Raw genomic sequence first — 25,605 nt, forward strand, 5'->3', positions numbered from 1 at the left:
TAGACTTTGGTCCCAGACTCTTTTAATTTACTCTCCCAACTGGGCACTGTAGGCGATAATCTGATCAACTGTGTCAGACAAGAATTGGATGGTATCACGAAGTGGTTTATCTGTTGAAATATCCGCTCCGATAATCATGGCTGACTCAAGTGGTGTCTTACTACCACCTGATTTGAGGAGACTGAGCCAATCTTCAGCTCCAGTTTCTGAATGTTTCAGATGAAGATAACCTGCAGTCGAGATGACTAGTCCTGCTGAGTAGGTGTAACTATACAAGCCCATATAGTAGTGAGCTTGACGCATCCAAGTCAAAGCTGCATCATCATCAATCTCAATAGCATCGCCCCAGAAATCCGTCAAAACTTCCTTCATAATGCTGTTGAGTTTGCTTGCTCCGAAGGTTTCTCCTTCTTCAATCAATGTATACACCTTACGCTGGAAGGCTGCTTCCAAAAGGTGAGTGATAAAGTTATGGAAGTAGGTGTCTGTCAAGCGGTGGGCAAGGGCGAAACGTTTTTGACGAGGGTCGTCAGACTGGTGCTCCAAGTAGTCACTGAGTAGCAATTCATTGAAGGTCGAAGGCGCTTCGACATAGTAGGTCGACATGTGGGCGTTGAAGTAGCTTTGGTGATTATCCGAAAAGATGAATTGACCAGAATGCCCAATTTCATGAATCAAGGTATAGACATCGCTCAAACGGCCTGTCCAGCTCATGAGAACATAAGGATGCACGCGATATGGATCCGCCGCATAACCGCCAGAATCCTTGCCACTATTAGCAGCAAAGTCCACCCAGCGCTCTTCTTGATAGCGAGCAACTTCCTGACAATATTCTTGCCCCAAAGGTTCTACAGACTTCATGACCAAATCATAGGCATCGTCAATAGTCACTTGAGGATTCAGGGCGCTGTCCAAGTCCAATTTCCAGTCTGCAAAGGTCATCTTTTCAAGACCATTGACCTTGGCAACATGTTTGAGGTATCTCTGAGCAACTGGCGCAAAGTCCTTCATGATGAGATCAATCTGACGATCAAACATAGCACGGTCCACTTCTTGCTCAGCTAGAAGATAGTCAAAGACTGAGTCGTATCCCTTCATATCTGACAAGAGTTTTTCAGACTTGACTTGGGCTAAATAAGCTGCGGCAGCCGTATTTTGGTGCTTACGAAGTCCTTCTGAGAAGGAACGGAAAGATTTCTCACGAACCTCAGCATCCTCGTGGTTTTGGTAGAAATTCTCATAGGTCACAAAGCTATTTTTATAGGTCTTGCCATGGGCTTCAAAGTCAGCCATTTCAAAATCCCCAGCTCGCATCTTAGTATAAATGTCCTGTGGACTGTAGAAAACTTCACCCAGATTGGTCAAGGCCTTCTCCACATCAGCCCCAAGATAGTGGGCTTTTTTGATTTTGGCTTGACGAATAGCTGCAGTCAAATGTGGCAAGTAACCCAAACGGTCCAAGACTTCCTCATCTGCTGCTACCAAGGCATCATCAAAGAAAGTCAAGGCTACGCTGGCATCTGTTTGAAACTCCATCCCAGCCTGGGCGATATTGGCAAAATCTTCATTGCTATAGTCCGTCGTCTGAGGCATAAAGCTGTAATTGCCAATATGACTCATCTGAATGTAGATTTGTTCCAATTCCGCAAAGGCCTTTTCAAAATCTTCAAAAGTATGAAGATTGCCCTTGTAGTCACGGCTAAACTGGTTAATATCTTCACGCGCCTTCTCTATCGCACGCAAGAAATCCTCACGGTCTTGGTATAGGGCTGTTAAATCCCAAAGTTCCTTCTCTGGAAATTCTGAACGGTGTTTTTGTTCCATTTTCTTCCTCTTATTTCTCTAATTCTAATAAAACACTAAGGGCTGACAGGGCATAAAGCGGTGCTGTTTCTGCTCGCAAAATACGAGGACCAAGACCTGCCAAGACTGCTCCTTTAGCTTCAAAACTCTCGATTTCTGCAGGTGAGAGACCACCTTCTGGACCAAAGATAAAGAGCAATTTAGCTCCTTTTTCCAGTCCAGCAACTGCTTGTATAAGTGCGGCTGATTCGCCTTCTTTAGCCGACTCTTCATAAGCCACCACGATGCGGTCAAACTGGCTCAGTTGTGCTAGAAAATTTGCCTTTTTCTCAAAAAGGGTGATGCTTGGGACAAAGTTGCGCTTGCTTTGCTCGGCTGCTCCAAGGGCGATTTTTTCTAGTTTCTCGACTTTTTTCTCTAGTTTTTTACCGTCCCATTTAGCAACTGACCAGTCCGCGGGGAAGCCCCAAATCTGGTTAGCGCCAAGTTCAGTTACTTTCTGGGTGATAAACTCCAACTTATCTCCCTTGGGAAAACCAGATGCGATAGTCACCTGGACTGGCAGTTCCACATTGTCATCCAATTCCTCAACCAGCTCAAACTGACGCGCCTCCACATTGACCACGCGCGCCAAACGCTTAATGGCATCATCAAATACTAAAGCGACCTCATCATCTTCTTTCAGGCGCATAACCTGAAACATGTGCTTGCTGGTCTCCTTGTCTTCGATGGTGACAGGAGAGATTGCACTTCCCTTGACAAAATACTGTTGCATGCTAGCCTCCAATTACCCCTGAAATATCCTTGGTCTTCTTAAAGACACAGGCATTCCATTCCCCTTGAACCATGTGAGTTTCGAGGAAAAATCCAGCTGACTCAGCCGACTCGCGCACCATGTCCCACTTGTCCTTGATAATCCCACTCATGATGAGGTAGCCTTCATCCTTGACCAAGCGATAGGCATCCTCCGTCAGATGAATGAGAATATCCGCCAAGATATTAGCCACAATCACATCTGCCTCAATCTCCACTCCTTTAAGCAAATCGCCTGGCGCCACATGGATGTTTTCCATTCCAGGATTGAGCTCAATATTTTCCTGAGCGACTCGAACCGCTACATCATCCAAATCATAGGCAAAGATTTCCTTAGCACCTAGAAGTGAGCTTGCAATAGAAAGAACCCCTGAACCAGTCCCTACATCTAGCACTGTTTCGCCACCACGAAGAACTTGCTCCAAAGCAAAAAGACTCATCTTAGTCGTCGGGTGTGTTCCAGTCCCAAAGGCCATCCCTGGATCTAGCTTGATAATCTTCTCGCCAGCTGTCGCCTCATAGTCCGTCCATGACGGCACGATGGTCAAGTCATGAGTGATACGAGCTGGCTCATAGTATTTCTTCCAATTGTCAGCCCAGTCTTCCTCAGCCAAGGCAGTCGTGCCAATCTTGATTTCTCCTAAGTCCATAAAATCTGTCAATTCTGAGAGACGATCCTGCAAATCCGTTTCAACAGCTGCTACATCAACCGTTTCGGGATAGTAAGCAGTCACCACGATTTCTTCCTGTTGCTCGACCTCAGGGAAAATCTCACCGAAGCGGTCCACATTTCCCACATAGTCCATACTGTCTTCGATTGCAACCCCTTGAGCGCCTAACTCGATCAAGAGATTAGAGACTAGCTCCTCACCCTCACGCTTCACTGTAACTTTTAACTCTTGCCATGTTTCCATCATTAAGATACCAAGCCCATCAAACACAAAGCCAAAATAGGAAACTCTCTAAAGACGTTTGTGTCTAAGAGAAGTTTATCTTTTTGGCACCGTGTTTAGGGCGGGTTCAGTTTAGAAATTTAACCGAACCATCCTTTCTATTTCTCTATCAATTTTTTCATGTAGACCATATCCATGCCTTCTTTTTCAGGTTCGATATGGGTTTGTTGGTAGCCATTCTTCTCGTAGAAGGCGACCATGCCTGCATCCTGTAATACCGTACACAAATCCCATTGTCTAACGGTTGAAAATTCCTCTTCTAGCAAGCGTAATCCTTCAGATCCATACCCTTTTCCCTGATACGGAGGCAAAATCGCTGCCGTTCCCAACCAAGCTTTCGTTAACTCGGCATTGGTCTGAACTCGTAAAAATCCGATGTTTTCTTCATCTTCTTTTACAAAGTAGTAATAGCTATTGGGACGCTCCACTAATTTCCACTTAATTCGTTCGCGGTCCTCGAGATAAGGGTCATATTCATCATGGTATTTTTCATAAACAGCCTTAAAGCTGGCTCTCTGAATTGCAATAATAGTTTCTAAATCCTCTGCTCCCGCTCGAACAAGTGTTATCATAAACTTTCCTCCATATAATCTCTCACTCTATCCTGCAACTGAGGGACAACTTGACTGGAACTAAGAAATTCCTCGACATTCATGAGCTGATAGCTCTGTCCTTCATCTCCAAAGGTGATACTGTCAAACTGATCCTGTGTCAACTGGCCGACTAGAAATACAGATTGTTTATCCGCAAAAAGCATACTTGGATAAAACTTACTCCAAAGCAGACAATCCTCAGTCAAATGAATTCCCAGTTCTTCATAAACTTCACGCGCCGCACACTCAAAAGGACTTTCATTACCTTCGCGTCCACCACCGGGCAGTTCCCACATATTGGGCCAGGGAATGCTTGCCTTATCATCGCGTAAGATAGTCAAGAGCTTATCCCCACAAAACAAAGCAATCTTGCAGCCTGTGAAATCAGAAATTTCTAGTTCCATATTAGACTCCTTCGGTTAATTCCTTTTCCAGCTCGGCTAACCAGTTTTGATAATAGCTTTTCTCATCCCGTAACATCCGGCTGCTATTCATTTTCTGTCTAGCAAGCTTCATAGCCTTGTGAGTTTGAACTACATCTTTCTTTACTTTAAATTGATACCAAGCTTGAATGACCTGCATATCTGCTGTTTTTAGAGATAAAAAGGATTTGACCCCTCGAATACTTGCATATTGGTCCGCTTTCTTATTATCTCCTTCTATCAGAGCAATTTGAAGAAGGTATAATTGAGAAATAGTTTTAGACATTGGATTATCTGTTTTCTCTAACACAGACTGAAGCAGTTGCTTTGCAAGCTCCATATTATCATCCAATATGAATACCAATCCCTGAAGAGTCTGAACACTTTCTGCAAAACTCCCTCTCGCCCGTTCATGAACAGGCATAATAAAGTCTTTCAAGTCATACTCTTGAGGAGCAAGCAAAGTTTGGGCAGAATGTCTCAATACCAAGTAGGCGTATTTGGTATTTTCAGGGTGTTGTCGCAATTCCCAAATTTTCGCTCCATCGGTGATCCCGACTGGCAAAGCATTGTTTAGGAAGAAAGACAAATTCAAAAAAATCCAAGTGCCTGCAAAATACCAGCTTCTTGTCAAAAATCCAAACAATATCGCCAATAACATCAAGCCGAGATGAACCAGCAAACCTCCTGATAGCATCAGGATGATTCTTTGATCGCTTTCATCTTCTTTCAGTCCAATATACTGAGCACCAACATTTTTCAGAACGGCTGTTCGACTAAGATGAAACCTACCTGACTTTTTGGTCAAAAGAAAATGTCCTAATCCAAAAGCCACCAGCCGATAGCCTGTCAAGTAGCCACAAAAAGCATGACCCAACTCATGAAGAATAAAGATTACATACATGCTTAAAAGAGCGAAGGCATAACCAAAAGTAAAGACTAAAACTGCGGAATACCCCAACTCTGCAAATGCGATGGTTCCACAAGCAAAAGCCAGCATAATAAAGACAAAAGCTAGCACATAGATCAAATAAGTCCCAATTTTTTTCATAAAATCTCCAACCAACTCCTAGTATCTCGGATAAGGATAAAACTCTCCCTCTTCCAAGCCAACTTTTCCTTCTTCAAAGACTTCTTGGTTCCATTCCATGACGAATTCTTCTGCTTCTGGGTCTTCCAAAAAGTCCATGAGGGCATCTAGTCCAACCTCGGCAGTGTCTTTAAGGAATAGAGCAAAATAAGCTAAAAATTCACGAGAAAAACCTTTTTTAGGTAGGTAAGGAATAACCGTCAAATAGTCTTCCTCATTGACTGTTGATTTGGCAGGATTGTAAAAAAGCACTGCTTCCTCAAAGAGAATGTCATCTGACGAAACCTCTCCGTCTTCATCTACCATCTCCACACCTGCAGCGTTTTGCGCTTCCAATAGAAAACTCACTTCAACCGCGTGGTTACGCTTGTCCCAACTAATCTCAAAGTCAAAGGGAAAATTCTTCTCCAACTCTTCCTCTAAAACATCTAAAAATCCGTATGTTGCCATTTTGTCCTCTTTCTATGCGACTCTTTAATCGCCCCGATTGCTCGGAAATATGCTAAAATAGATACTACCATCTTACCACATATACATCAGAAAATCCACGTTAGAAAGGACTGCTATGCCAGACAATCTCGCACTTCGCATGCGCCCTAAAACCATCGATCAGGTCATCGGTCAGGAACATCTGGTCGGACAAGGAAAAATCATCCGTCGCATGGTGGAAGCCAACCGCCTGTCCTCCATGATTCTATATGGACCTCCTGGAATCGGCAAGACCAGTATTGCTTCAGCCATCGCTGGGACTACTAAGTATGCCTTTCGAACTTTCAATGCGACAGTTGATAGTAAAAAGCGACTGCAAGAAATTGCGGAAGAGGCTAAATTTTCAGGTGGACTTGTACTACTCCTTGACGAGATTCATAGACTAGATAAAACCAAGCAAGACTTCCTCTTGCCTCTCTTGGAAAGTGGACTGGTCATCATGATTGGCGCTACAACTGAAAATCCTTTCTTCTCTGTCACTCCTGCCATTCGCAGTCGCGTTCAAATTTTTGAGTTGGAACCTCTGTCTAACCAAGAAGTCAAAGAGGCTCTACAGATAGCTCTAAGTAACCCTGAGCGTGGTTTTGATTTTCCAGTAGAACTAGATGAGGATGCGCTGGACTTCATCGCAACCTCTACAAACGGAGACCTGCGCTCTGCCTTTAACTCACTGGATTTGGCTGTTCTTTCTACCCCTGAGAATGATAAGGGCATTCGCCATATCACTCTAGACATCATGGAAAATAGTCTTCAGAGAAGCTACATCACTATGGACAAGGATGGAGACGGTCACTATGATGTTCTATCTGCCCTGCAAAAGTCTATCCGTGGCTCAGATGTTGATGCCAGTCTTCACTATGCTGCCCGCTTGATTGAGGCTGGGGATCTGCCAAGTCTCGCTCGTCGCTTGGCCGTTATCGCCTATGAAGATATCGGTTTGGCCAACCCTGAAGCCCAGATTCATACCGTGACTGCTCTGGATGCTGCCCAGAAGATTGGGTTCCCAGAAGCCCGCATTCTCATTGCCAATGTCGTGATTGATTTGGCCCTTTCTCCAAAATCCAACTCAGCCTATGTAGCTATGGATAAGGCACTTGCTGACCTCAAAACATCAGGGCACTTGCCTATTCCGCGACACCTGCGTGATGGACACTACAGCGGAAGCAAGGAACTAGGGAATGCCCAAGACTATCTCTATCCACACAACTATCCTGGAAATTGGGTCAAGCAAGACTATCTACCAGAAAAAATTCGTAATCATCACTATTTCCAAGCAGAAGATACTGGTAAATATGAACGGGCTTTGGCTCAAAGAAAGGAAGCTATCGACCGTTTGCGAAAAATCTGAAATCCTTTTCAAAAAATTGCACTTTCCTCTTGATTTTTTTTGAAAAAGTGGTATTATATAAACATAGAAACGCTGTGGTGTACGACTTCACACTTAAGTGTTGACCGACTATTTTTTGTATTATTAGGGAAACAAAAGTCTTCTAACAGCATGTAGGCCGTCTCACACGGAAACAGCTTCAGTTAGAGCGAGTTGCCCACCTGCTTAATTGCGCGGGTTCAATACAAACCGTGAAGTTTCGGCACCAATACAGCTTTTTTCTTTGCCTCCTTAGCTCAGCTGGCAGAGCAGCGGACTCTTAATCCGTGGGTCACAGGTTCGATCCCTGTAGGGGGCATCTAAATCAACAGGAGAAAGCCTTATTTAAAGGCTTTTTTTCTTATCTGTTCTACTTTTGTTCTACCAACGGATACTCACTTAAAAGATGTCGTATAATCTGATGTTCTTTTTCTTTCTTCTCTTTCAAAAGATGACCATACGTTTCTGTTACCTGTTTTATATTTTTATGGCCCATTACATGAGCAACTACCCAGATATCAATTCCTTTTGCAAGTAACATACTAGCATAAGTATGTCTAATACCCGTAGCTGTTAAATTATATGGAAAAATTTCTAGTTTTTTTAGTAGCGATTGCAAACTTTGATTTACTGCATTATTACTAGGAACTCCATACACAACATCATAGAAAAGGAAATTTTCTTTTTCCTTAATACCTTGATTCTTGTATACAAGCTTTTGTTCTTTCTTTAATAACTTCAAAACCTCAGATGTTTCTTCATCTATAGGCACATCTCTAACAGATGTATCCGTTTTGGGTGGTCTCCATTTATAATTATAGTATCGCCTATAAGTGTGGATGACTTGATTTTCAAAATCAATGCAATCCCAAGTTAAACCTAAAATCTCTCCGAAACGCATCCCTGTTTTAAAGGAAACAAACAAAAGATAAGGAATCACAGATTTACTGTAATTAAGATGACTTTTTAAATGAACTAAAATCTTATAATAGTCTTCAATATTGTCAATATATTTTTCGTCTGTTGTCTTGCTTTTCTTCATCCCTGAAATAATCGCACCATCAGTAAAATCAACTATATCTAATTGGTCACGTTGAGCAAACTGAATGACTTTTCGGATTTCTGAGTTTAGTCTTGCTACAGTATCTTTTGTAACCCTCTCAGCATATGAATTTAAAGCTCGTTGATATTGACTAAAACGAATAGAAGTTGCCGGTCTATCTTGAAAAAGTTCCTTTATCAAGTCTCCTCTCTTCTTATGCTTAAAAAGCGTTGATTCACTTTTTCCAAGTGGTCTTACAACAACATCAAACCATTCTTCCCATAACTCATATAAACTAGCTTGCGAATTAATTTTTGCACCTGACATCAACTTTAATTCAATAGCTAAAGCTTCTTTTTCTGCTTCCTTCTTAGTTCTGAAGCCACCTTTAAATGCAACAAGTTTTTTGTTATTATCTACAATTCTATAATCCCATGTGCCACCTTTTGTACGTTGTCTAAAAGTTGCCATTAGTTACCTCTTTCAATAGATAACCAAGGTTTTTGCCAAGGCTATTATACCATAATTTCTCTAAAGTTTTCTTCAAACCATTGTTTGGTTTTACTCGCCAAAAAGAAATAGCGTCCACCTTGGTTCTCAGGATATTTAACAAATCCGTTAGGATTTAATTCAACATCAATTTCTTTCCGAATTTTTGAGTTATTCAATACATTATCAAGTAACCACGGTCTTGAAACTGATAGAAGTTGTAGAACATCAGATAAGGACATATATCTACCTTGAGAAGAATTATGTTTTAAATTATCATATTCTTTTTTATCAACGATAATTTTATCTTCTGGCAATTGTATCTCTATATTGATTAAATCAACAGTAATTTTATTTATCTCAGTCATAGAAAATTCTCCTTTTTTATGAGATAATAGCTAGAGATGATGAAAATCATCCCTATACTATTTTTCAAACAATATTACTCTTTGTTTTTAGGTCGTTTCGGAGTGATATTGTTTTTTTGATAGAATAGCTTAAAACTATCTTCAAAATACTCTTTATAATTTAATTGAGAGAGTTCTGAGCTAAATTTGTTAAGCCATAGCTCAACATCTTGGTTTGGTATGTAGTTCCACTCATACTCTTGAATTAAACGAATAATAAAATGATTACGAGCTTCTACCCCCCATATTTCCTCAATCTTTTTTAACAATGGAAAGAAACCACTACCTTTCATAATATAAGAAACAGTAGCTAATAAATAGTTGTTTCTTGAAGAAAGAGATTCTAATTCAGGAAAATGACCTGAACCTACGAACAAATCTTTTGTAAAAGGAATAGGTAAACCATCTTCTGAATTGTAGAAACCATATTTATCAATCATCTTATTTACTATCAATTGACTAAGTTCATTTGCGTTACTAATAGTTAATAACAATGCCAAAATTTGATTACTATATGTTCCTTTATAGGAAGCTTCCATACGTATCCAAGAATCACACAGGTTCACAACGTGAACATAGCGTCCACGATTGTCAAGTTGTTCCTGGTATTTATTGTAAATGCGCAATAGAGTTTGTATATTTTTTTTCTTACTTCCTATATAGATAGTCTGAGCTACACCATTAACTTCTTGTGCAGAAATATTAGAGATGTTTTTTCTACCATTATGGTTTAAAATGAGAATTTGTTTATTTTTTATTCCTTGATAAAGCTCATTTACTGTCATATCGTAATTGAAATAATCTATTGCTAAGTCTATACGACTTAATCTAAGTTCCCAATACTCTTCATTTAGTAATTTAGCCATAATATTGACATCAATAGCCTCATTATAATATTCCTTATACACTTGCTTGTAGTGAGATAAAGCAGATGCAGAAAATTTTACAATAATACCCATTGTAAAATTTCTGTAATGCCAAGCTATAGAAAAGTAATACGGCATATTTTTAAAAGCAAAACCATCTGTATAACCTGCAGGTAGTCTTTGTTCTGGAGGCGAATAATCTCCTAGTAGTAATGGCAATTTAAGTTTTTCAGCGATTATCTCTGCAATCTGTGGAGCTGTTTGATTCCATCTTTCTGGATATTCACCTATTGTATCCTCGGTTGGTTTGATTACAAAGGTAACTTCATCAATACTGGTCATAATGACATTTCGTTTTGCATTGTCGGATAAAATTTTTTTAATTTCATAACTTGTGTACATAGTTATTCTACTTTCTATTTTTATACGGAACGTGGGTGATTACACTACCCACATTAAAGATATTTATCCAGTTGTCCCCACCTTCGCCTCACGGCTACAGTGAGACAACTGGAATTTTTTATTCAAAGTAACAATTGGATCGTTCAACTGCTTTTTTTATTAATCTCTCTATAGGTATTATCTTATAACTAGGCACTACTATAAGACGACTACTTTTCCCACCTATTTTCATATATCCTACTCCTCTAGGATTATTAGAGATTATGCTCTCTTTCTCATCTGAAAAAAGCATGGATATAGTTTCTTTAGATAGTTTCCCTAAAGCTATAACTGTGCCTATAGAATCTCTAGACAAGCTCAGAGAGTTTTTATGTGCATCTTGTTGGGCAACGACTACATAAATTTTAAACGAACGACCTAACTGTATCAGACGAGTATAATCTTTAATTGCTTGTTCACGAGCTTTTCTGTCCAGGCTGTTCTGCCAAGCATTAAATTCATCAAAACAAATCAAAATAAAATTACGAGAAATATCTTGACCTCTTTGTCGTTTCTCAAGAATCTCTAAACCCTTAAATAGGATTTCTGAGACAGTCTCAAACTTCTTAAAAGCTAGAGAACTTTCTAAGAACGCAAAATCTGAATCTGCCTTGTAATCAGCTATTAAAAATTGACTATCTGGGTAGGAATAAGCAAAGCTGGCGAGAAAAAGCTTGGTAGCAAATGTCTTGCCAGCTCCACTCGCACCAACTATCAAAGCGTGTGGGACTCTCTCTACAGGAATATCCCAATCAAATGAATATCCCTCGTCAAATAGTCTCTTGTCTTTAAAACACTTCACTTTTATACCACCTTTTAATTGTATAAGAACTCTAGTTGCAGATTGATATGATACTGATTGTTATATCGTAAAATATCTCCAAAAGTTGGATTGACTATCAGGCGGTGGTTCTTGTCTGACCATTGAGCCATGCAGTTTGTTCCCCTTATATACTTGTCAAGTTGAACTAAAAACACCTGCTGAATGTAGCCTTCTTCTTCGTTATCAGGCTTACTAGCTAGCATAATGGGAAAGCTCCAAACATGAGAATCTTGTGTTGCAGAACTTCCAATATTCCGAATATAGCGATTATTAAGCAGTAACTTCTGCCCTGATAAGGAAGCTGTCTTTTCTATAACCTGCTCTATGTCAGTTTCGATGTTACCTATATACAGATTGAGAATCTTTTCTTGTATATTCCTTTGCTGTACTTCAACGTATTTATAAAAAAGCCATAACAGACTGAGAATGATGGTGAATAAAATTGTATACATGGTTTACCTTCTTTCTGACAGAGGAAGTGAAAACTTCCTCTGTTATACTATAAATCAATGACCCCTTGCACTTCTGCATTCTTTGCTCTAATAGACAATACAGAGCGTGAACCCTGACTGTAAGCTGATACTGTGCAATCTGTCAGATCTAGTTCAATAATAGAATCAACATAAGATTCGAAATCTCGTGAATCAATGTTCTGAACCTTAATAGATTGCATTGCAAATCTACCGTTTGCAGTTCGAAAACCTAGGTCGAGAGTAGAACCAAATATCTCTTGTGTAGTATAGTCTTTCCATTCTCCGACACCTAGACATTGACCTTTAATTACCATTTTCGAAATTTCCATTTTTAAAAATCCTCAAAATTTCTATAGTTAGATGACAAAGCGAAATAATTTTTGTCAATATCTTTGCTACCTATTTCTTAGTACATGATAATCACCTACTTTCTTACTTGCTAAGAATCGAACAAGATTTTTTGTAAGAACTAGCTTACAGTATTATAGTAAATCATATAACCCATATCGTCACCCCTAACAAAAAAGCTTGATTTAATAGGCTTTTCAAAGCTTCCCTAATCGCTATTGACATTTCCTTTCAAAAATGCTACTGTGTGACAAATTTAATTTATTACAAGATTTTTTGTAAGAATTAGCTTACAGTATCATAGTAAATCATATAACCTGTATCGTCACCCCTAACAAAAAAACTTGATTTAATAGGCTTTTCAAAGCTTACCCTAACTGATATTGAAGTTGTCTCTCAAAAATGTTATCATGTGTACAATCTTAAATTATTAAGGAGTTCAATATGAAGAATAAAGAAGAATTATTAATCGCATGTGTTGTCTTGAATCTGGTAGAAGAACTAGATAGTTTTAAAGAATATCAAGAGTTAGAGGGAGAAACTGATACTTACCAAGCTGTCTTAAGATATGTAGAAGATGAATTGTATGGTGAAGTAGGTTTTAAAACTCTTGAAAAGATTTACTTTGGTATACCGACATCTGCTAAAGCATATATCAGTGAAAAATCTTATAATACTATCATGAAAAATGAAGAATTTGCTGAATTAGCTGAAAATATCTACCAAGCTATTCAAAAAAATGATTCTAAAATGATGGATAAAGTTTCAAACATCATTGAAAAACGTATTGAAAATAAAGAATTTCCTAAACTGCTAGAAAATATGAAAAAAGATAGCAATCGTCATTTTGCTTTACCTATGCTATTAGCAAATAAGAGCTTACTAACCAAAATTCTCGAATATCTACCTTTAGTTGAAAAGATCTTTGAATCCTTAGAGAACATTGAAATATTTTCTCAAGTAGCTAATCGTCTTGACACATTTAGGATTGCTGATGAGTACGAGGATTGGGATAATATAGAGAGCTTTATCAAGGACGTACGAGAGCGAAATGGATTTGATAACTACTTGAAATAGAATATAAAAAAGCCAAGTCATGCTATATGTGACTCGGCTTATTTTTCTATCTCATCTAGGAAATCAATCAAAAGTTTTGTGACCCTCTCTTGCTTACTAGGTGCTAATTTTTCCAGCTTAAACAATAATTGATTTATCAGCGGATTACTTTCTGTCAGAGAAATGTCAAAAAAACTTTCTATATTTGTATCCAGAGCATCCATGATTTTTTCAAGGGTCTTGATTTTGATATTTGGTTCAAGGTTTTCTAATTTATAAGTATATTTTAACGGTAAGTCCGCCAGCTCCTCTAGTTGCTGTTGGGTGATATTTTTTTGTAACCTCAATAGGCGGATTCGCTTGCTGATATAGGATTGTAGGTTCGTTTTTGTCATCTCAGTACCTCTTTAAATCCTATCATACTGAAATTTGTGTCCTTTAAAAACTACTTAAAAAGAGAAAAAACAGTTATATAGTTTTAAAATACTACAATGTGTGATAAAATAGGACTATAAAACTATCAAAAGGAGTTTATACGATGGAATCAAAGACACAAGGCCACGGAAAGAAATTACGCACAGGCGCAGTCGTTTCTACTTTAGCACTTACAGCTTTTGGGGTATCTACTGGGGTATCTGCTAGTGAGGTCGAAGTAGCAGTTAATGAACTTGCAACTAAAGTAGTTGCTAAGGACGAGGTAGTCCCTAAAGTTCCTAGCCAAGCTGATGTTGATAAGGCTAAGGCTGACTCAGATAAAGCTAATCAGGATGTAGCTAAGCAGAAAGAAGTTGTTTCAACTACTGAAGCAACGATTGCTAATGCTGAAAAGTCTATCGCTGATACTACTAAGAAAGTAGAAGAGGCTAAGTCTGTTACACCTGAAAAGGTAGCTGAGGCTAAGTCTGACGCTGACAAAAAAGCAAGTGAGCTTGCTACAGCTGAAAAGACTGTAGCTGACGCTGATAAGTCTGTATCTTACACTGCTGAAAAGGTTGCTGACCAAACTAAGGTAGTATCTAATGCTGAGAAAACTGCCACTGATACTGCTAACAAGGTAGCTGACGCTCAGAAAAAAGTAGATTCTCTTTCATCTACTACAGATGTTGCTCCCCTTGAAAAAGAGGTAGCTACGCTTACTAACAAAGTCAAAGATGATACTCAAGCCGTAGAGACTGCTCAGGCTAACCTTGATAACGGTAAAAAAGCTCAAACCGACAAAGTCCAAGCTATCAAAGACGCTCAAACTGGGGTATCTAGTGCTGAAGCCACTTTATCTCAAGCTACTACAGCCCTTGCCAACGCTAAAGCTGACCAATCTAACAAAGATGAGGTAGTCACTACAGCCCAAGCCGACCTTGACCGTGCCAAAGAAGAGCTTGCTAACACTGATGTTGCAGTCAACACTATCACTCTAAGCCAAGAGTATATGTCACTCCTTAAAGAGTACCTAACTACTGGCAAACCAGAAGCACTTTCTCAAAAATTGAAAGAACAAGGTATTAAGGAGTTGCAAAAGGCAGGTAAAGTAACTCTAACTAAAGATGGTGAGATTTACCGTTTTGACTTACCATTTAACTCTACTAAGAAAGACCAAAACACTAAAGTTGACATAAACAATCTTGACTCGGCAGTCGAGGAGGAGTTATCTCTATTCGCAGCCGACCTTATTAACCAGATCCGTCAACAGTTTGGTACAGATCCTGTAAAAGTAACTAAGGGTGCAATTAAAATTGCTCACGAAGTTGCTAGAACATCTAAAGAGATTGATTACCACGATGTAGAAAATCTTGATCGTGTAGGGGAAGAAAACAAAGTTCTTCTTTCAGAACTTATTGGTAATGATATTCACAAACTTACTACGGTTGCAGAAATCAAGGAAGCTATCTACAACGACGTATACTCTATGCTTTACTGGGACTCTCATGCTAGTTGGGGGCACGCAAAACAGTTGGTTCGTTATCAACCAGAGCCATTTATGTCATCTATCCAATATGTAGGTGTAAGCACTCATTATATCGAAGGTGATGTAACAAAAATTCACTACTTGGGTACTTCAGACAATGTAATCTCAGATGGCTCAACTTTTGACAAGACAGTAGTATCTGCCCCAAGCACAGCCGAAAAAGTTGCCAAACTCCAAGAAAAACTAGACTTGGCTCAATCAACTTATGACAACGCACTCAAAGCCTCTCAAGAAGCTAAATCAGTAGTCAAGTCAGCCCAAACTGATTACACCAACGCTGAAACAGCTCTTGCTAATGCCCGTACTCATCTATCTGATTTGCTAGGTAACAAGATTGATGTTCCAGCGCTTGAAAAGGCTCTTGCTGATGCTAAAGACAAACTAGCACAGGACACTAAAGCTTTGCAAACTGCTAAGGAATCACTTGCTCTAGCTAAATCAAATGCTACTGATAAGGCTAAGGCGCTTGCTGATGCTAAGTCAGCTCTTGAGACTGCTAAGGCTGAACAATCTACTGCTGACCAATCTCTTGAAACTGCCAAAGGTGAATTGGAAGTCCTTACTAAGGCTCATGATGTAGCAGTCTTGGCTCGTAAGTCAGCTGGTCAAGACCTTGCTCGTAAACGTGAAGCATCTAAAGAGGCTACTGATACTCATACAGTACTCGAACTCGCTCTTACTGAGCGTGATAAAGTCCTTAAGGTTTTGGACAAAGAGTTTACTGACGCTAAAGCTAAACTTGGTGTACTCCGTGCTGAGTTGGAGACTGCTAAGGAAGAGTTGGCTCGACTTGAGAGTATCGCAGAATCTAAGGCTCGTAGATATGAGAACTTCAAGCAACTTAAAGCCGACCATGACGCATACCTTGCTGAACAACAACGTTTGCAGGCTTTGAAAGACAGAGCAGAAGAAATCCGTAACGCAGGTGGTCAACCAAAAGAAATTACTAACGCTGACGGTAAAGTAGTTGATGTTGTGGATGCTAAGGCTCAGAACAAGGTTGTTAATGTAGCCACAGTGGGAACTAAAGACGATAAAACATATCAAGCTCCTGCAAAAAATACAAATGTACAAGCAGAATCTAAGAAGCAACTTCCAAATACAGGAGAAAAGCGTACTAATACTGCTACTCTTGCGATTATCACAGCTTTATCTTCTATCGGTCTTGTATACCGTAAACGCAAAAAATCACAATAAAAAATAAATCTCCTTACTAGCGTAGGGAGATTTTGTGATAAAGAAGAAAAATAATAATCTGTTCTACTTTTGTTCTACCTTTTATTTTAACATACGATTTAGAGAGTGGCAAAACCTTGATTTATCAATATTTTTGTTACTCATTTTTACTTATTTTAACTCTAAATCGACTGTAGGGGGCATCTAAATACAACAGGAAAAAGCCTTGTAAATCAAGGCTTTTTTTGCTTGTCTATAACTGATTTACCCCATCATTTGTCCCACATTTTAAATCTATCTTTTCTTTTTGAATCAAATTACATCTTTACAAATAGTGTAAAGCCAGTTACTTTTGCTTTGATGCCATACAATATTTTCATGTAGAGAAGACAAATTTTATCTTCTCTTTTTATTTTCAAAATAATAAAAACTGATTTTCTTTTCATAAATCAGACTGAAACTTCCAAATTTTCCATTTTGTTTATTGATATTTCCTCTAAAAAGGTGTATAATATTTTTATTATCAAACTATACTATATAGGGGGTATTGAAATGAAATTTTCTAATCGTTTATCGCTATTCCTTGCAGGAGTTGTTTTTGTCCTTTTAGGACTTTTCCTATTTACAAACCCAGTAGCTAATCTTGTTGCTTACAGCTGGTGGATTGCATTTGGTTTACTGGTTTCTTCTATAGCAGCTATTTTAGGCTATTTCTCTGTACCAAAAGAGCTTCGCTCACCAGCTCATCTTTTCCAAGGGATTGTTAATCTTCTCTTAGCTCTTTACCTCGTTGCCTATGGCTTTGTGACGCTGCCAGTTGTCATTCCAACTATTTTAGGAATTTGGTTAATTGTAGAAGCCATTATAGTTTTCTTTAAAGGCAATCGTCTGGGATTGATTTTCCCTATTATTGGCAACCATATCATGTGGATAGCGTTGCTTGCATTTTTACTAGGTCTAGTGATTTTGTTCAATCCAGTAGCTACAAGTGTCTTTGTCGTTTATGTCGTTGCCTTTGCATTTTTAATTGTTGGTTTCACCTATATCCTTGATGCCTTTCGTAAATAATCTAGCTGCCATTTTGGGCATATTAAAATAGCTGGGAAGTTACATTCTCAGCTTTTTCTGTTGCCTCCTTAGCTCAGTTGGTAGAGCAGTAGACTCTTAAGCTATGGGGCGCAGGTTCGAGCCCTGCAGGGGGCACATCTAAATCAACAGAAATAAGCCTTGAAACCAAGGCTTTTTTTAACGTCTAATAGCTTTTTGTAGAAAAGTATTTAAAAATAAAAGAGAAGAGAATCTTTCACTCTCTTCTTAGTATATCTTATTAAATTCAGTCTTTCTCAATCTACCTGATTTTCCTTTGCAACGACAAATTCTTTAACCAGTCGATAGATAACAGCAAATACGGGGGTAAAGAATATTATTCCAAGTAGTCCGAAAAGATTCCCTCCAATACTAGCAGCCGCAAGCGTGAAAATAGCTGGTAAACCAATAGACTGACCTACAACTTTTGGATAAATAAGGTTTCCTTCAATCAGCTGTATAACTTGATATAGAAGAAGAGAAAGTAAGGCTTGAGTAGGACTCACTGTGAAGATAAAAATCGCTCCCACAACACAAGCAATCATAGGCCCTACATAAGGAATGAACGATAGCACTCCTGCAAAGATACCTGTCATTACTCCATAGGGTATCCCAAACATGCTGTAACCAACCGCTATCATAACTCCTATGATAACTGCTTCAATCAGCTGACTCATCAAAAATTGGTCATAAGTCTCTAGTGCTACTTGTCCAATGTAAGTCAACTTTATCACCACCTTCTCTGGAAGAAAAACTTTTAGAAGTCGACTCGTCATCGCTGCCAAATGTTCCTTACTGGATAAAAATGAAAAGGTGAAGACTATAATCAAAAAGGCATTCATCAAACTTGAAAAAATATTGCCGATATTACTAGTCAGACCTGATAAAAAACCTATCAAAGCTTGGCTAATAGAACTAGATTGTCCCTGTATGCCTGATACGATAGTTGACAACATGTCTTTGGTTACAAATTCCGAGCTGCCTAGAAATTTCCCAAGTTGAGTAAGGACTGTTGAAAGGACTGTTCCCAGCTGACTAATAGTCTGGGCTAGGGTTGGCAGCACCAAAACCAAAAGAGCAATCACGATTAAGATAAGAGCTAGGAAAACAAGTACCATGGCAATCGGACGACGCAACTCTGCCTTTACCTTCAATTTAACTAAGTACTGTTCAATTTTTTTCATAGGAACATTAAGCACAAAAGCAATAACAGCACCATAAATCAAGGTTGATATTACATCAAAGAGAGAGATTGCTCCTGATATAAAGCTCGATGCATTCAGAATTACAAGAGCAACCAGCCCTATAAAAAGGATTAACGGAGTATATTTTTTAACTAAGTTCATAAATTCTCCTTAATAAACATGTTTAGATACGACTATACTATTTGGTTTTTCAAACTCTCGATTAAGGTAGGCTTGGTAAGTTCCTGGAGCGATAAATCCTTTGGGTGAGAGGATATCGGTGCCAGCCTGACCGACTATGGTATCAGCCAAGAGCACACAGTTTGTAGATAAGACAAAGTAGGATTTAAACTTAGATTTGATAAATTTATAAAGTTCCCCATCTGTCTCATGTCTGATTTTATAAGCGTAGGTGTAGTCTTCCTTACCATCACCTGTCATGATTTTATCTGCACTTGGCTCCCATGGAATCGTCAGTTGTTTCAATTCAGCCAACTTTTTCTGAACTGCTTTTTCCATTTCAGGCGTCAAATCTATCCCATAACCAAAAAGCGTTTTTTGACTCTCACGTTTACATAGGTCAATGTACTTGTCACGATCACAGAAATATAAGACACCATCTCCTACCATGCCAAATAAGGTCTCAGAAGACGGATCATAGTTGCCATAAGAAATAACACGGCCTTGATAGCAGATATCCACATGACCAATTGCCGAAAACAGAGAGGTCTCAGCTGTATGAACAAAAATTTCAAGCTCCGCTGTCTTACCAGACTTCACCATTCCAAGATGGATATCCTCTCTCTCATCAGCATTTTCCTGCATGAATTTGTTGATTTTTGCTAAAGTACTTGCAGGGATGAGAGCGGCTAGGACAATAGGTAAGCTCATTCTTACACGACGTTTGAGATGGTTTTTCCCAATTTCCTCCTCAAACAAGAAACCATCACGGATATTGGACAGACCATAAAGGAAAAAATAAGCCCCTAATACAAAGAGTTGAAAGACAGAATTTCCTGTAGAGGACAAAAGACTAGTCCCACCAAGAAAAACTAGTACGAGTCCATCTAGTAAGAGACGAAAACGAGGTCGAATTTTGTTTTTGCGGTAGAGAACATAGGTGACAAGGTTAATACTAGCATGAAAAATCTGATAAACTCCAATCACAAGAGCCAAAATATAAATCGGCACATCCGTCGCAAGATTGGAGCCAAGCAAATATCCCAGCACTAACAATTTAACCAGTGCAACTCCCAAGGTGTCCGTTGACTGACTTTTTTTGAAAATACGTAATACTAAATCTAAGACCGTTGCTATCCAAGCTAAAAACAGAACCAGTCGAATAACCTTTACTGGCAACCAAGTCCCCGTGACCATCAAGATGAGACCTAGCAGAACAAACAAGAACCCCTGAGCAAGTAATTTCTTACCTGTCAGACCTAAAGAAAGAATTTTTTCCATAAAAGACCTTTCAAAAATAATAATTAAGCCCTTTGATCAAATTGACTGGTAAATAGCTGACGGCACAAACAGCCTGTGCCAGCAAGACATGGCGACTGACTGTAGCAATGTCACCATCTTGTCTTTTGCACTTCTGAAATTTGTTTTATTGAGTCGAAATCAGAGCTTTTAAAAACTAGCTAAACTTGAAAGCTAACCATAATTGCTAGATAAAAAAGGTGCAACCAATCCTTCTTGTAAAGGTAGGAAAGAATTATATCCATTCCATTAATTATTTATATATTACCTATTATGACACAATACTCACTATAATTCAACTTTTTACTTATTTCAATAGTTTTGATTATTTTCAACATGAAAACTCTTCAAAAATTATGCAGGGGCATCTAATCAACAGAAAAAAGCCTTGAAATCAAGGCTTTTTTTCGTATCTGTTCTACTTTTGGTCAACCGGCTACTTAAAGGTTTTTTACTTGTCAAATCAATCTCATCCATACTTTTCACCACTCAAAAAGCGAGCCGTCGATTTGGCTCACTTTTTCTTTTTTCATTCTTAATTACGGTAAAAATGACTATCTTTGTCGCTTGGTGATTGGCCGATTGCCAAGACGTCTTGGCTGCCATCCGTACCAGTCAATTCATTTGCTACGCCTGCTGGGGTAAAGATCAGGCGTGCACCTTCTCCACCATCGACAAGATGGATTCCTGTTGAGTAGTAGCCATCTTTTTCCTCTACTTGGCCCATTTCATACTGGAAGGTTCCTTTTGAACTTTGAATGGTCACGATCCCATCAGCAGTGACTGTAGCAGTTGTTCCAGCATAGTTTTCCCACGTTCCAAGGAATTTTGCGTAAGCTTCTGGCGATTTTTTCTTTTCTTCCTTCTTATCCGTTTGAGTGCTTGCGGAACTTGATGGGCTCGTCTCAGACTTCTGCTCCTCTTTTTGACTAGCTTCTTTTTTACTTGATGACTCCTTAGTTACTTTAGAGGATGAGGCCTCTTTGCTTGAAGATGCTGTAGTTTTTTCAGCATTTCCTCCACAAGCAGCAAGTGTCACAGCAGCCAACAAGGCAAGAGCTGAAAGACTGGTGTAGCGCAATGTTTTTTTCATGATAATCTCCTTTTAAAATGATGATACAGTTTCATCTGTATCTAAAATGCCTAGCCTGAAATTACATATATTTTTGAAGGCTAAGCTGTAGTTTTCAGTGTATCATTTATTTCCATATAATTCAATAGCTATTGACATCAAAAAAGGCTAATCCAAGTAGGAATTAGCCCTTCTATTTTTAATAGATAAACATGGCATCACCAAAGCTAAAGAAACGGTATTTTTCATCGATAGCATGCTGATAGGCTTCGAGGACCAATTCACGGCCTGCAAAGGCAGAAACGAGCATAACCAATGTTGATTTAGGCAAGTGGAAATTAGTAGAAAAAGCATCCACCACTTTCCAATCATAGCCAGGCTTGATAAAGATATTGGTCCAGCCAGAATCGGCCTGGATTTGGCCGTCAAACTTGCTTCCGATAGTCTCTAGTGTACGGATAGAGGTTGTCCCCACAGCAATGACACGGCCACCATTTTCCTTGACCTGTCGCAAGGTCGCTGCAGCTTCCTCAGACAATTGGTAAAACTCTGAGTGCATCTCATGTTCATCCAAATTATCTACTGAAACAGGTCTAAAGGTCCCAAGCCCAACGTGCAAGGTCAAGTAGACTAGGTGAACCCCTTTTTGCTGGATTTCTTCCAGTAATTCCTTTGTAAAATGCAGGCCTGCAGTCGGCGCCGCAGCTGAGCCACTCTCCTTAGCATAGACTGTCTGGTAACGTTCACGGTCATCCAACTTTTCATGGATATAAGGAGGCAAGGGCATTTCTCCAAGACTTTCAAGTACTTCTAGGAAAATTCCTTCATACTCAAAACGGACAATACGGCCACCATGAGTTAATTCCTCGGTCACAACTGCGCTTAGTCGACCATCACCAAAGACAACACGGGCGCCGACCTTGAGACGTTTAGCAGGTTTTGCCAACACTTCCCATTCGTCTCCTGCTATATTTTTCAAGAGCAAGAGCTCAACGTGACCACCTGTTTCTTCCTTTTGGCCATGAAGTCGAGCTGGTAATACACGGGTATCATTCATCACCAGGGCATCACCTGGCTCTAGCATTTCAATAATGGAGTGAAAATGGCGATCTTGAAATTCTCCAGTCTGGCGATTGACCATCAAGAGCTTAGAGGCATCGCGCTTTTCCAGAGGTGTTTGTGCAATCAACTCCTCAGGCAAGTGAAAATCAAAATCATTTGTATTCATTGTAGTCATATTTCCTTTTCTTTTCTAATGTACTTACGATTAGCTATCAAAACGAACTTCTTCAAGCAAATACTCGATGAAGCGTTCACCCATCTTAGACAAGCTAGTCTTTTCATGCTGGATATAAACTAGCTCAATCGGATCATCAATATCTAGAGGAATAGAAACAATATTGTCTCCATTAAGATTACTATTAAGGATACCTGTCGCGATGGTATAGCCGTCCAAACCAATCAAGAGATTGAACAAGGTCGCACGGTCACTAACCACGATAGATTTCTTGTGGTGTTCTTGTGACAAAATCTCTTCTGAGAAGTAGAAGGAATTATGGGTTCCTTGGTCATAGCTCAAGTAAGGGAAGTCTTCTAGGTCTGCCAACTGCACCTTATCTTTTTTGGCAAGTGGGTTAGACTTGCTGACAAAGATATGGGGCTGCGCTGTAAAGAGAGGATGGGCCACTAGATGATTGTCATCCAACATCTTCGAAAGAACATCTCGGTTATAGCTATTTAAAAAGAGGACTCCTACTTCACTGCGGAAGTTCTTGACGTCGTCGATAATCTCCCAGGTTCTGGTTTCACGCAAAAAAAGCTCATACTTTTCCATATCGCTCTTCTTGAGCAAGGAAACAAAGGCATTGACCACAAAAGCATAGTGTTGCGAAGACACACTAAAAAGCTCGCGATGAGCGATAGGGTTTTTATAACGTTCTTCTAGAAGTTGAGTTTGCTCAACAACCTGACGAGCATAAGATAGAAACTCCATTCCATCACGCGTGAGGGTGATTCCCTTAGGATTTCGGATAAAAATCTCAATCCCCATCTCATTTTCTAGGTCACGAACTGCATTTGACAGACTAGGTTGCGTAATGAAGAGTTGCTTGGCAGCTTCATTCATCGAACCAGTCTCTACAATTTTGATAATATAGTGTAATTGTTGAATTCTCATGCTTTTATTGTACCATACTTGAGGCAATATAAAAAGAACCAGTCACTGAAAGCTCTGTTGCTAAGCTTAGATGAGTGCTTTTAAAGGACTTTATAGAGCGACCTAAAAAGAGAGAGTGGGACAGAAATCGGTAATTCGTTAGAATTCGATTTCGTCGTCCCACCTCCGCACAGTTGAGTAGGGCTGTAAAAGCTGATGAAATCAGCGTAGTAGAGGCCACTCAACCACTGCGTCTTGATCGACAATCCAAAGACAATTGAGAGGCTAGGACTTTTGTCCCAGCCTCTCTCTTATTCTTTAAAGTTAATCTGCCTTCTAAAGCGAAACTTAGCTTCCTCTTTCCCAGAAGATGGCTAGCAAAATCATGGCACCGAGAACTGATGGGATAATGGCTGTACCGCTTAGGCTTGGTCCCCAAGAACCAAAGAGTAACTGTCCTAGAAAGGCACCAATCCAGCCGAGAAACATTTTCCCGAAGCATCCCATACGTTCGCCACGATTGGTGATAGCTCCTGCTAGTAGTCCGATTAAAAGACCGACAAACATACTTCCAAGCATAGATTCTCCTTAAATTGCCCAATCTCCATTGCGGAAGAGTGGTACGCGTGTTCCATCCTCACGGATACCATCGATATCCATTTTGTTAGAACCAATCATAAAGTCAACGTGAACATCTGAACGATTAAGACCTGCAGCTTCCAGCTCTTCTTCGCTCATCTCAGCTCCACCAACAACGCTAGTTGCGTAAGCTGCACCAATAGCCAAGTGGTTAGAAGCATTTTCATCAAAAAGGGTGTTAAAGAAGGTAATACCTGACTGAGAAATTGGGCTTGGATCTGGTACCAAAGCACATTCACCCAAGGCACGCGCACCAGCATTCTTAAAGACGAGGTCCTTCATAACCTGGTCACCCTTTTCAGCTGTAATATCAACGATTTGACCATTTTCAAAGGTCACCTTGATGCCTTCGATGATATTTCCATTGTAGCTAAGAGGTTTTGTAGACGTTACATAACCATCTGCACGACGGAAGTCAGGGGCTGTAAAGACTTCTTCTGTTGGCATATTTGGCAAGAAACCTTCGCCTTGAGCATTGATCGCTCCGGCAGATTCCCAGACATGGTTCTTAGGCAAGCCAAGTGTCAAGTCAGTTCCAGGAGCAGTGTAGTGAAGGGCTGAGAATTGCTCTTTATTCAGCATTTCCGCCTTGCTCTTGAGGATAGCTGCATGTTCTTCCCAAGCCTTAACTGGATCTTCTTCGTAGATACGGCAAGTCTTGAAGATTTGGTCCCAAAGGAGATCCACTGCTTCTTCGTCGCTTGCAGCATTTGGAAAGACCTTCTTGGCCCACTCGAGTCCAGCTGCAGCAGCAACCGTCCAGCTAACCTTGTTGGATTGAGTTGCGATACGCATTGGCTTCATGGCAATTCCCATAGCTTTAGCAGAAGCTGAGAGCTTTTCAGCATCTACTCCGTTCAAGGCACCTGGATCAGAAGAACGAACACCGAGACGACTTGCTTTGTTTTCAAGAAGGTAGTTCATCTCAGCGATCTTGTATTCTGGTACATTGTCCAAACGCTCCATCGGCGCGTGAAGGAATTTCTCACGGTTTACAAAGTCATCTGCCCATTGAACGATAACTTCGTGCGCTCCAAGTGCATAGGCTTCTTTAACGATCAAGTGAGCCAACTCACGTTGCTCCACATCGATTGAGAGAGCCAAAGTGTGACCAGGTTGCACGTTCACTCCATTTGCAACCAAAAGCTTAGCGTATTTTTCTAGATTTTCTTTAAAATTTGGTAAAACCATGTTATTTCTCTTTTCTATATTTTTTAGTTTTTATGTAAAGCAGAGAGTAGCCCTGCTAGTGCAATAGCACCTGACAAGAGTGCTGTAGACAAAAGAATTGTCTGATCAGCAAGTTCCAATTGATATTCAAATACCTTCTCAGCTGGCTTGTCTTCCGCAAAAATTCTTAGTTTCATGAGAACCCCC

26 protein-coding genes and 2 tRNA genes are annotated in these 25,605 nt (G+C 39.7%); 6 read left to right on the forward strand and 22 right to left on the reverse strand.

The features are described 5' to 3' along the window. Nucleotides 1–27: 27 nt before the first annotated feature. The 7 genes from pepF to O3611_RS07280 form a co-directional block, all read right to left on the reverse strand. Nucleotides 28–1,824 carry an oligoendopeptidase F gene (pepF, locus tag O3611_RS07250; RefSeq protein WP_371608218.1) on the reverse strand — a complete coding sequence of 599 codons (1,797 nt, stop codon included), beginning with the start codon at nucleotides 1,822–1,824 and terminating at the stop codon, nucleotides 28–30. A gap of 10 nt (nucleotides 1,825–1,834) precedes the next feature. Further along, entirely contained in the window at nucleotides 1,835–2,578 is a 744-nt protein-coding gene (locus tag O3611_RS07255; protein WP_371608219.1) for a 16S rRNA (uracil(1498)-N(3))-methyltransferase, read from the reverse strand. Between the two features lies 1 nt (nucleotide 2,579). Then, nucleotides 2,580–3,530 carry a 50S ribosomal protein L11 methyltransferase gene (gene prmA / locus O3611_RS07260; protein ID WP_371608249.1) on the reverse strand — a complete coding sequence of 317 codons (951 nt, stop codon included), beginning with the start codon at nucleotides 3,528–3,530 and terminating at the stop codon, nucleotides 2,580–2,582. 137 nt (nucleotides 3,531–3,667) lie between these two features. Continuing rightward, on the reverse strand, nucleotides 3,668–4,141 hold the full coding sequence (locus O3611_RS07265; protein WP_371608220.1) for a GNAT family N-acetyltransferase: 474 nt from the start codon (nucleotides 4,139–4,141) through the stop codon (nucleotides 3,668–3,670). After that, on the reverse strand, nucleotides 4,138–4,566 hold the full coding sequence (locus tag O3611_RS07270) for an NUDIX hydrolase (RefSeq protein WP_371608221.1): 429 nt from the start codon (nucleotides 4,564–4,566) through the stop codon (nucleotides 4,138–4,140). Before O3611_RS07270 ends, O3611_RS07265 begins: the two co-directional genes overlap by 4 nt. 1 nt (nucleotide 4,567) lies before the next feature. Then, nucleotides 4,568–5,635: a site-2 protease family protein gene (locus O3611_RS07275; RefSeq protein WP_371608222.1), complete on the reverse strand. Its 1,068-nt coding sequence runs from the start codon at nucleotides 5,633–5,635 to the stop codon at nucleotides 4,568–4,570. Nucleotides 5,636–5,653: 18 nt separating this feature from the next. Then, entirely contained in the window at nucleotides 5,654–6,124 is a 471-nt protein-coding gene (locus O3611_RS07280) for a DUF3013 family protein (RefSeq protein ID WP_000257122.1), read from the reverse strand. A 115-nt stretch (nucleotides 6,125–6,239) separates the two neighbouring features. On the opposite strand from O3611_RS07280, the gene O3611_RS07285 reads away from it, so the two are divergent. Further along, nucleotides 6,240–7,511, forward strand: a complete 1,272-nt coding sequence (locus O3611_RS07285) for a replication-associated recombination protein A (protein ID WP_371608223.1) — start codon at nucleotides 6,240–6,242, stop codon at nucleotides 7,509–7,511. A gap of 264 nt (nucleotides 7,512–7,775) precedes the next feature. Further along, a tRNA-Lys gene (locus tag O3611_RS07290) sits at nucleotides 7,776–7,848 on the forward strand. A gap of 51 nt (nucleotides 7,849–7,899) precedes the next feature. Here O3611_RS07290 and O3611_RS07295 read toward each other — a convergent pair. The 6 genes from O3611_RS07295 to O3611_RS07320 all read right to left on the reverse strand — a co-directional run bounded on the left by O3611_RS07295 (nucleotide 7,900) and on the right by O3611_RS07320 (nucleotide 12,399). Next, nucleotides 7,900–9,042: a tyrosine-type recombinase/integrase gene (locus O3611_RS07295; RefSeq protein WP_371608224.1), complete on the reverse strand. Its 1,143-nt coding sequence runs from the start codon at nucleotides 9,040–9,042 to the stop codon at nucleotides 7,900–7,902. Nucleotides 9,043–9,086: 44 nt separating this feature from the next. Next, nucleotides 9,087–9,428, reverse strand: coding sequence for a DUF771 domain-containing protein (locus tag O3611_RS07300; protein ID WP_261053147.1), 342 nt, complete (start codon nucleotides 9,426–9,428; stop codon nucleotides 9,087–9,089). 74 nt (nucleotides 9,429–9,502) lie between these two features. Continuing rightward, nucleotides 9,503–10,735 (reverse strand): replication initiation factor domain-containing protein, encoded by a 1,233-nt coding sequence (locus tag O3611_RS07305; RefSeq protein WP_371608225.1) that lies wholly within the window; start codon nucleotides 10,733–10,735, stop codon nucleotides 9,503–9,505. Nucleotides 10,736–10,853: 118 nt separating this feature from the next. Beyond that, nucleotides 10,854–11,576 carry a cell division protein FtsK gene (locus tag O3611_RS07310; protein WP_371608226.1) on the reverse strand — a complete coding sequence of 241 codons (723 nt, stop codon included), beginning with the start codon at nucleotides 11,574–11,576 and terminating at the stop codon, nucleotides 10,854–10,856. A 14-nt stretch (nucleotides 11,577–11,590) separates the two neighbouring features. Next, nucleotides 11,591–12,049, reverse strand: a complete 459-nt coding sequence (locus tag O3611_RS07315; RefSeq protein ID WP_371608227.1) for an RNA-binding protein — start codon at nucleotides 12,047–12,049, stop codon at nucleotides 11,591–11,593. 47 nt (nucleotides 12,050–12,096) lie between these two features. Next, nucleotides 12,097–12,399 (reverse strand): hypothetical protein, encoded by a 303-nt coding sequence (locus O3611_RS07320; RefSeq protein ID WP_261143849.1) that lies wholly within the window; start codon nucleotides 12,397–12,399, stop codon nucleotides 12,097–12,099. Nucleotides 12,400–12,862: 463 nt separating this feature from the next. Here O3611_RS07320 and O3611_RS07325 point away from each other — a divergent pair, with 463 nt between their 5' ends. Further along, nucleotides 12,863–13,495 (forward strand): epsilon-antitoxin, encoded by a 633-nt coding sequence (locus O3611_RS07325; protein ID WP_371608228.1) that lies wholly within the window; start codon nucleotides 12,863–12,865, stop codon nucleotides 13,493–13,495. 38 nt (nucleotides 13,496–13,533) lie between these two features. On the opposite strand, the gene O3611_RS07330 is transcribed toward O3611_RS07325, so the two are convergent. Beyond that, entirely contained in the window at nucleotides 13,534–13,869 is a 336-nt protein-coding gene (locus O3611_RS07330; RefSeq protein ID WP_049530007.1) for a helix-turn-helix domain-containing protein, read from the reverse strand. A gap of 143 nt (nucleotides 13,870–14,012) precedes the next feature. Between O3611_RS07330 and O3611_RS07335 the strand changes: the two genes are divergently transcribed. From O3611_RS07335 to O3611_RS07345, 3 genes are all read left to right on the forward strand, one after another. Next, nucleotides 14,013–16,634, forward strand: coding sequence for an SEC10/PgrA surface exclusion domain-containing protein (locus tag O3611_RS07335; RefSeq protein WP_371608229.1), 2,622 nt, complete (start codon nucleotides 14,013–14,015; stop codon nucleotides 16,632–16,634). Between the two features lie 531 nt (nucleotides 16,635–17,165). Beyond that, nucleotides 17,166–17,681 carry a DUF308 domain-containing protein gene (locus tag O3611_RS07340; RefSeq protein ID WP_000672744.1) on the forward strand — a complete coding sequence of 172 codons (516 nt, stop codon included), beginning with the start codon at nucleotides 17,166–17,168 and terminating at the stop codon, nucleotides 17,679–17,681. Nucleotides 17,682–17,743: 62 nt separating this feature from the next. After that, nucleotides 17,744–17,816: transfer RNA gene (locus O3611_RS07345), tRNA-Lys, on the forward strand. 140 nt (nucleotides 17,817–17,956) lie between these two features. Here O3611_RS07345 and O3611_RS07350 read toward each other — a convergent pair. From O3611_RS07350 to O3611_RS07385, 8 genes are all read right to left on the reverse strand, one after another. Beyond that, nucleotides 17,957–19,045 (reverse strand): AI-2E family transporter, encoded by a 1,089-nt coding sequence (locus tag O3611_RS07350; protein WP_371608230.1) that lies wholly within the window; start codon nucleotides 19,043–19,045, stop codon nucleotides 17,957–17,959. A 9-nt stretch (nucleotides 19,046–19,054) separates the two neighbouring features. Next, entirely contained in the window at nucleotides 19,055–20,344 is a 1,290-nt protein-coding gene (locus tag O3611_RS07355) for a DUF308 domain-containing protein (RefSeq protein WP_371608231.1), read from the reverse strand. 553 nt (nucleotides 20,345–20,897) lie between these two features. Further along, complete coding sequence (locus O3611_RS07360) at nucleotides 20,898–21,455, reverse strand: ABC transporter substrate-binding protein (protein ID WP_311522845.1); 558 nt, start codon at nucleotides 21,453–21,455, stop codon at nucleotides 20,898–20,900. A gap of 178 nt (nucleotides 21,456–21,633) precedes the next feature. Beyond that, nucleotides 21,634–22,662: a tRNA preQ1(34) S-adenosylmethionine ribosyltransferase-isomerase QueA gene (gene queA, locus O3611_RS07365; protein ID WP_371608232.1), complete on the reverse strand. Its 1,029-nt coding sequence runs from the start codon at nucleotides 22,660–22,662 to the stop codon at nucleotides 21,634–21,636. A 39-nt stretch (nucleotides 22,663–22,701) separates the two neighbouring features. Then, nucleotides 22,702–23,610 carry a LysR family transcriptional regulator gene (locus O3611_RS07370; RefSeq protein ID WP_075229761.1) on the reverse strand — a complete coding sequence of 303 codons (909 nt, stop codon included), beginning with the start codon at nucleotides 23,608–23,610 and terminating at the stop codon, nucleotides 22,702–22,704. 327 nt (nucleotides 23,611–23,937) lie between these two features. Next, nucleotides 23,938–24,168, reverse strand: coding sequence for a GlsB/YeaQ/YmgE family stress response membrane protein (locus O3611_RS07375; protein WP_045763100.1), 231 nt, complete (start codon nucleotides 24,166–24,168; stop codon nucleotides 23,938–23,940). Between the two features lie 9 nt (nucleotides 24,169–24,177). Beyond that, on the reverse strand, nucleotides 24,178–25,419 hold the full coding sequence (locus tag O3611_RS07380; RefSeq protein ID WP_371608233.1) for an aminopeptidase: 1,242 nt from the start codon (nucleotides 25,417–25,419) through the stop codon (nucleotides 24,178–24,180). A gap of 23 nt (nucleotides 25,420–25,442) precedes the next feature. Then, nucleotides 25,443–25,595, reverse strand: coding sequence for a hypothetical protein (locus O3611_RS07385; protein WP_247935615.1), 153 nt, complete (start codon nucleotides 25,593–25,595; stop codon nucleotides 25,443–25,445). Nucleotides 25,596–25,605: the final 10 nt, after the last annotated feature.

This window comes from Streptococcus sp. 27098_8_91 (assembly GCF_041432385.1).
GTDB lineage: Bacteria > Bacillota > Bacilli > Lactobacillales > Streptococcaceae > Streptococcus.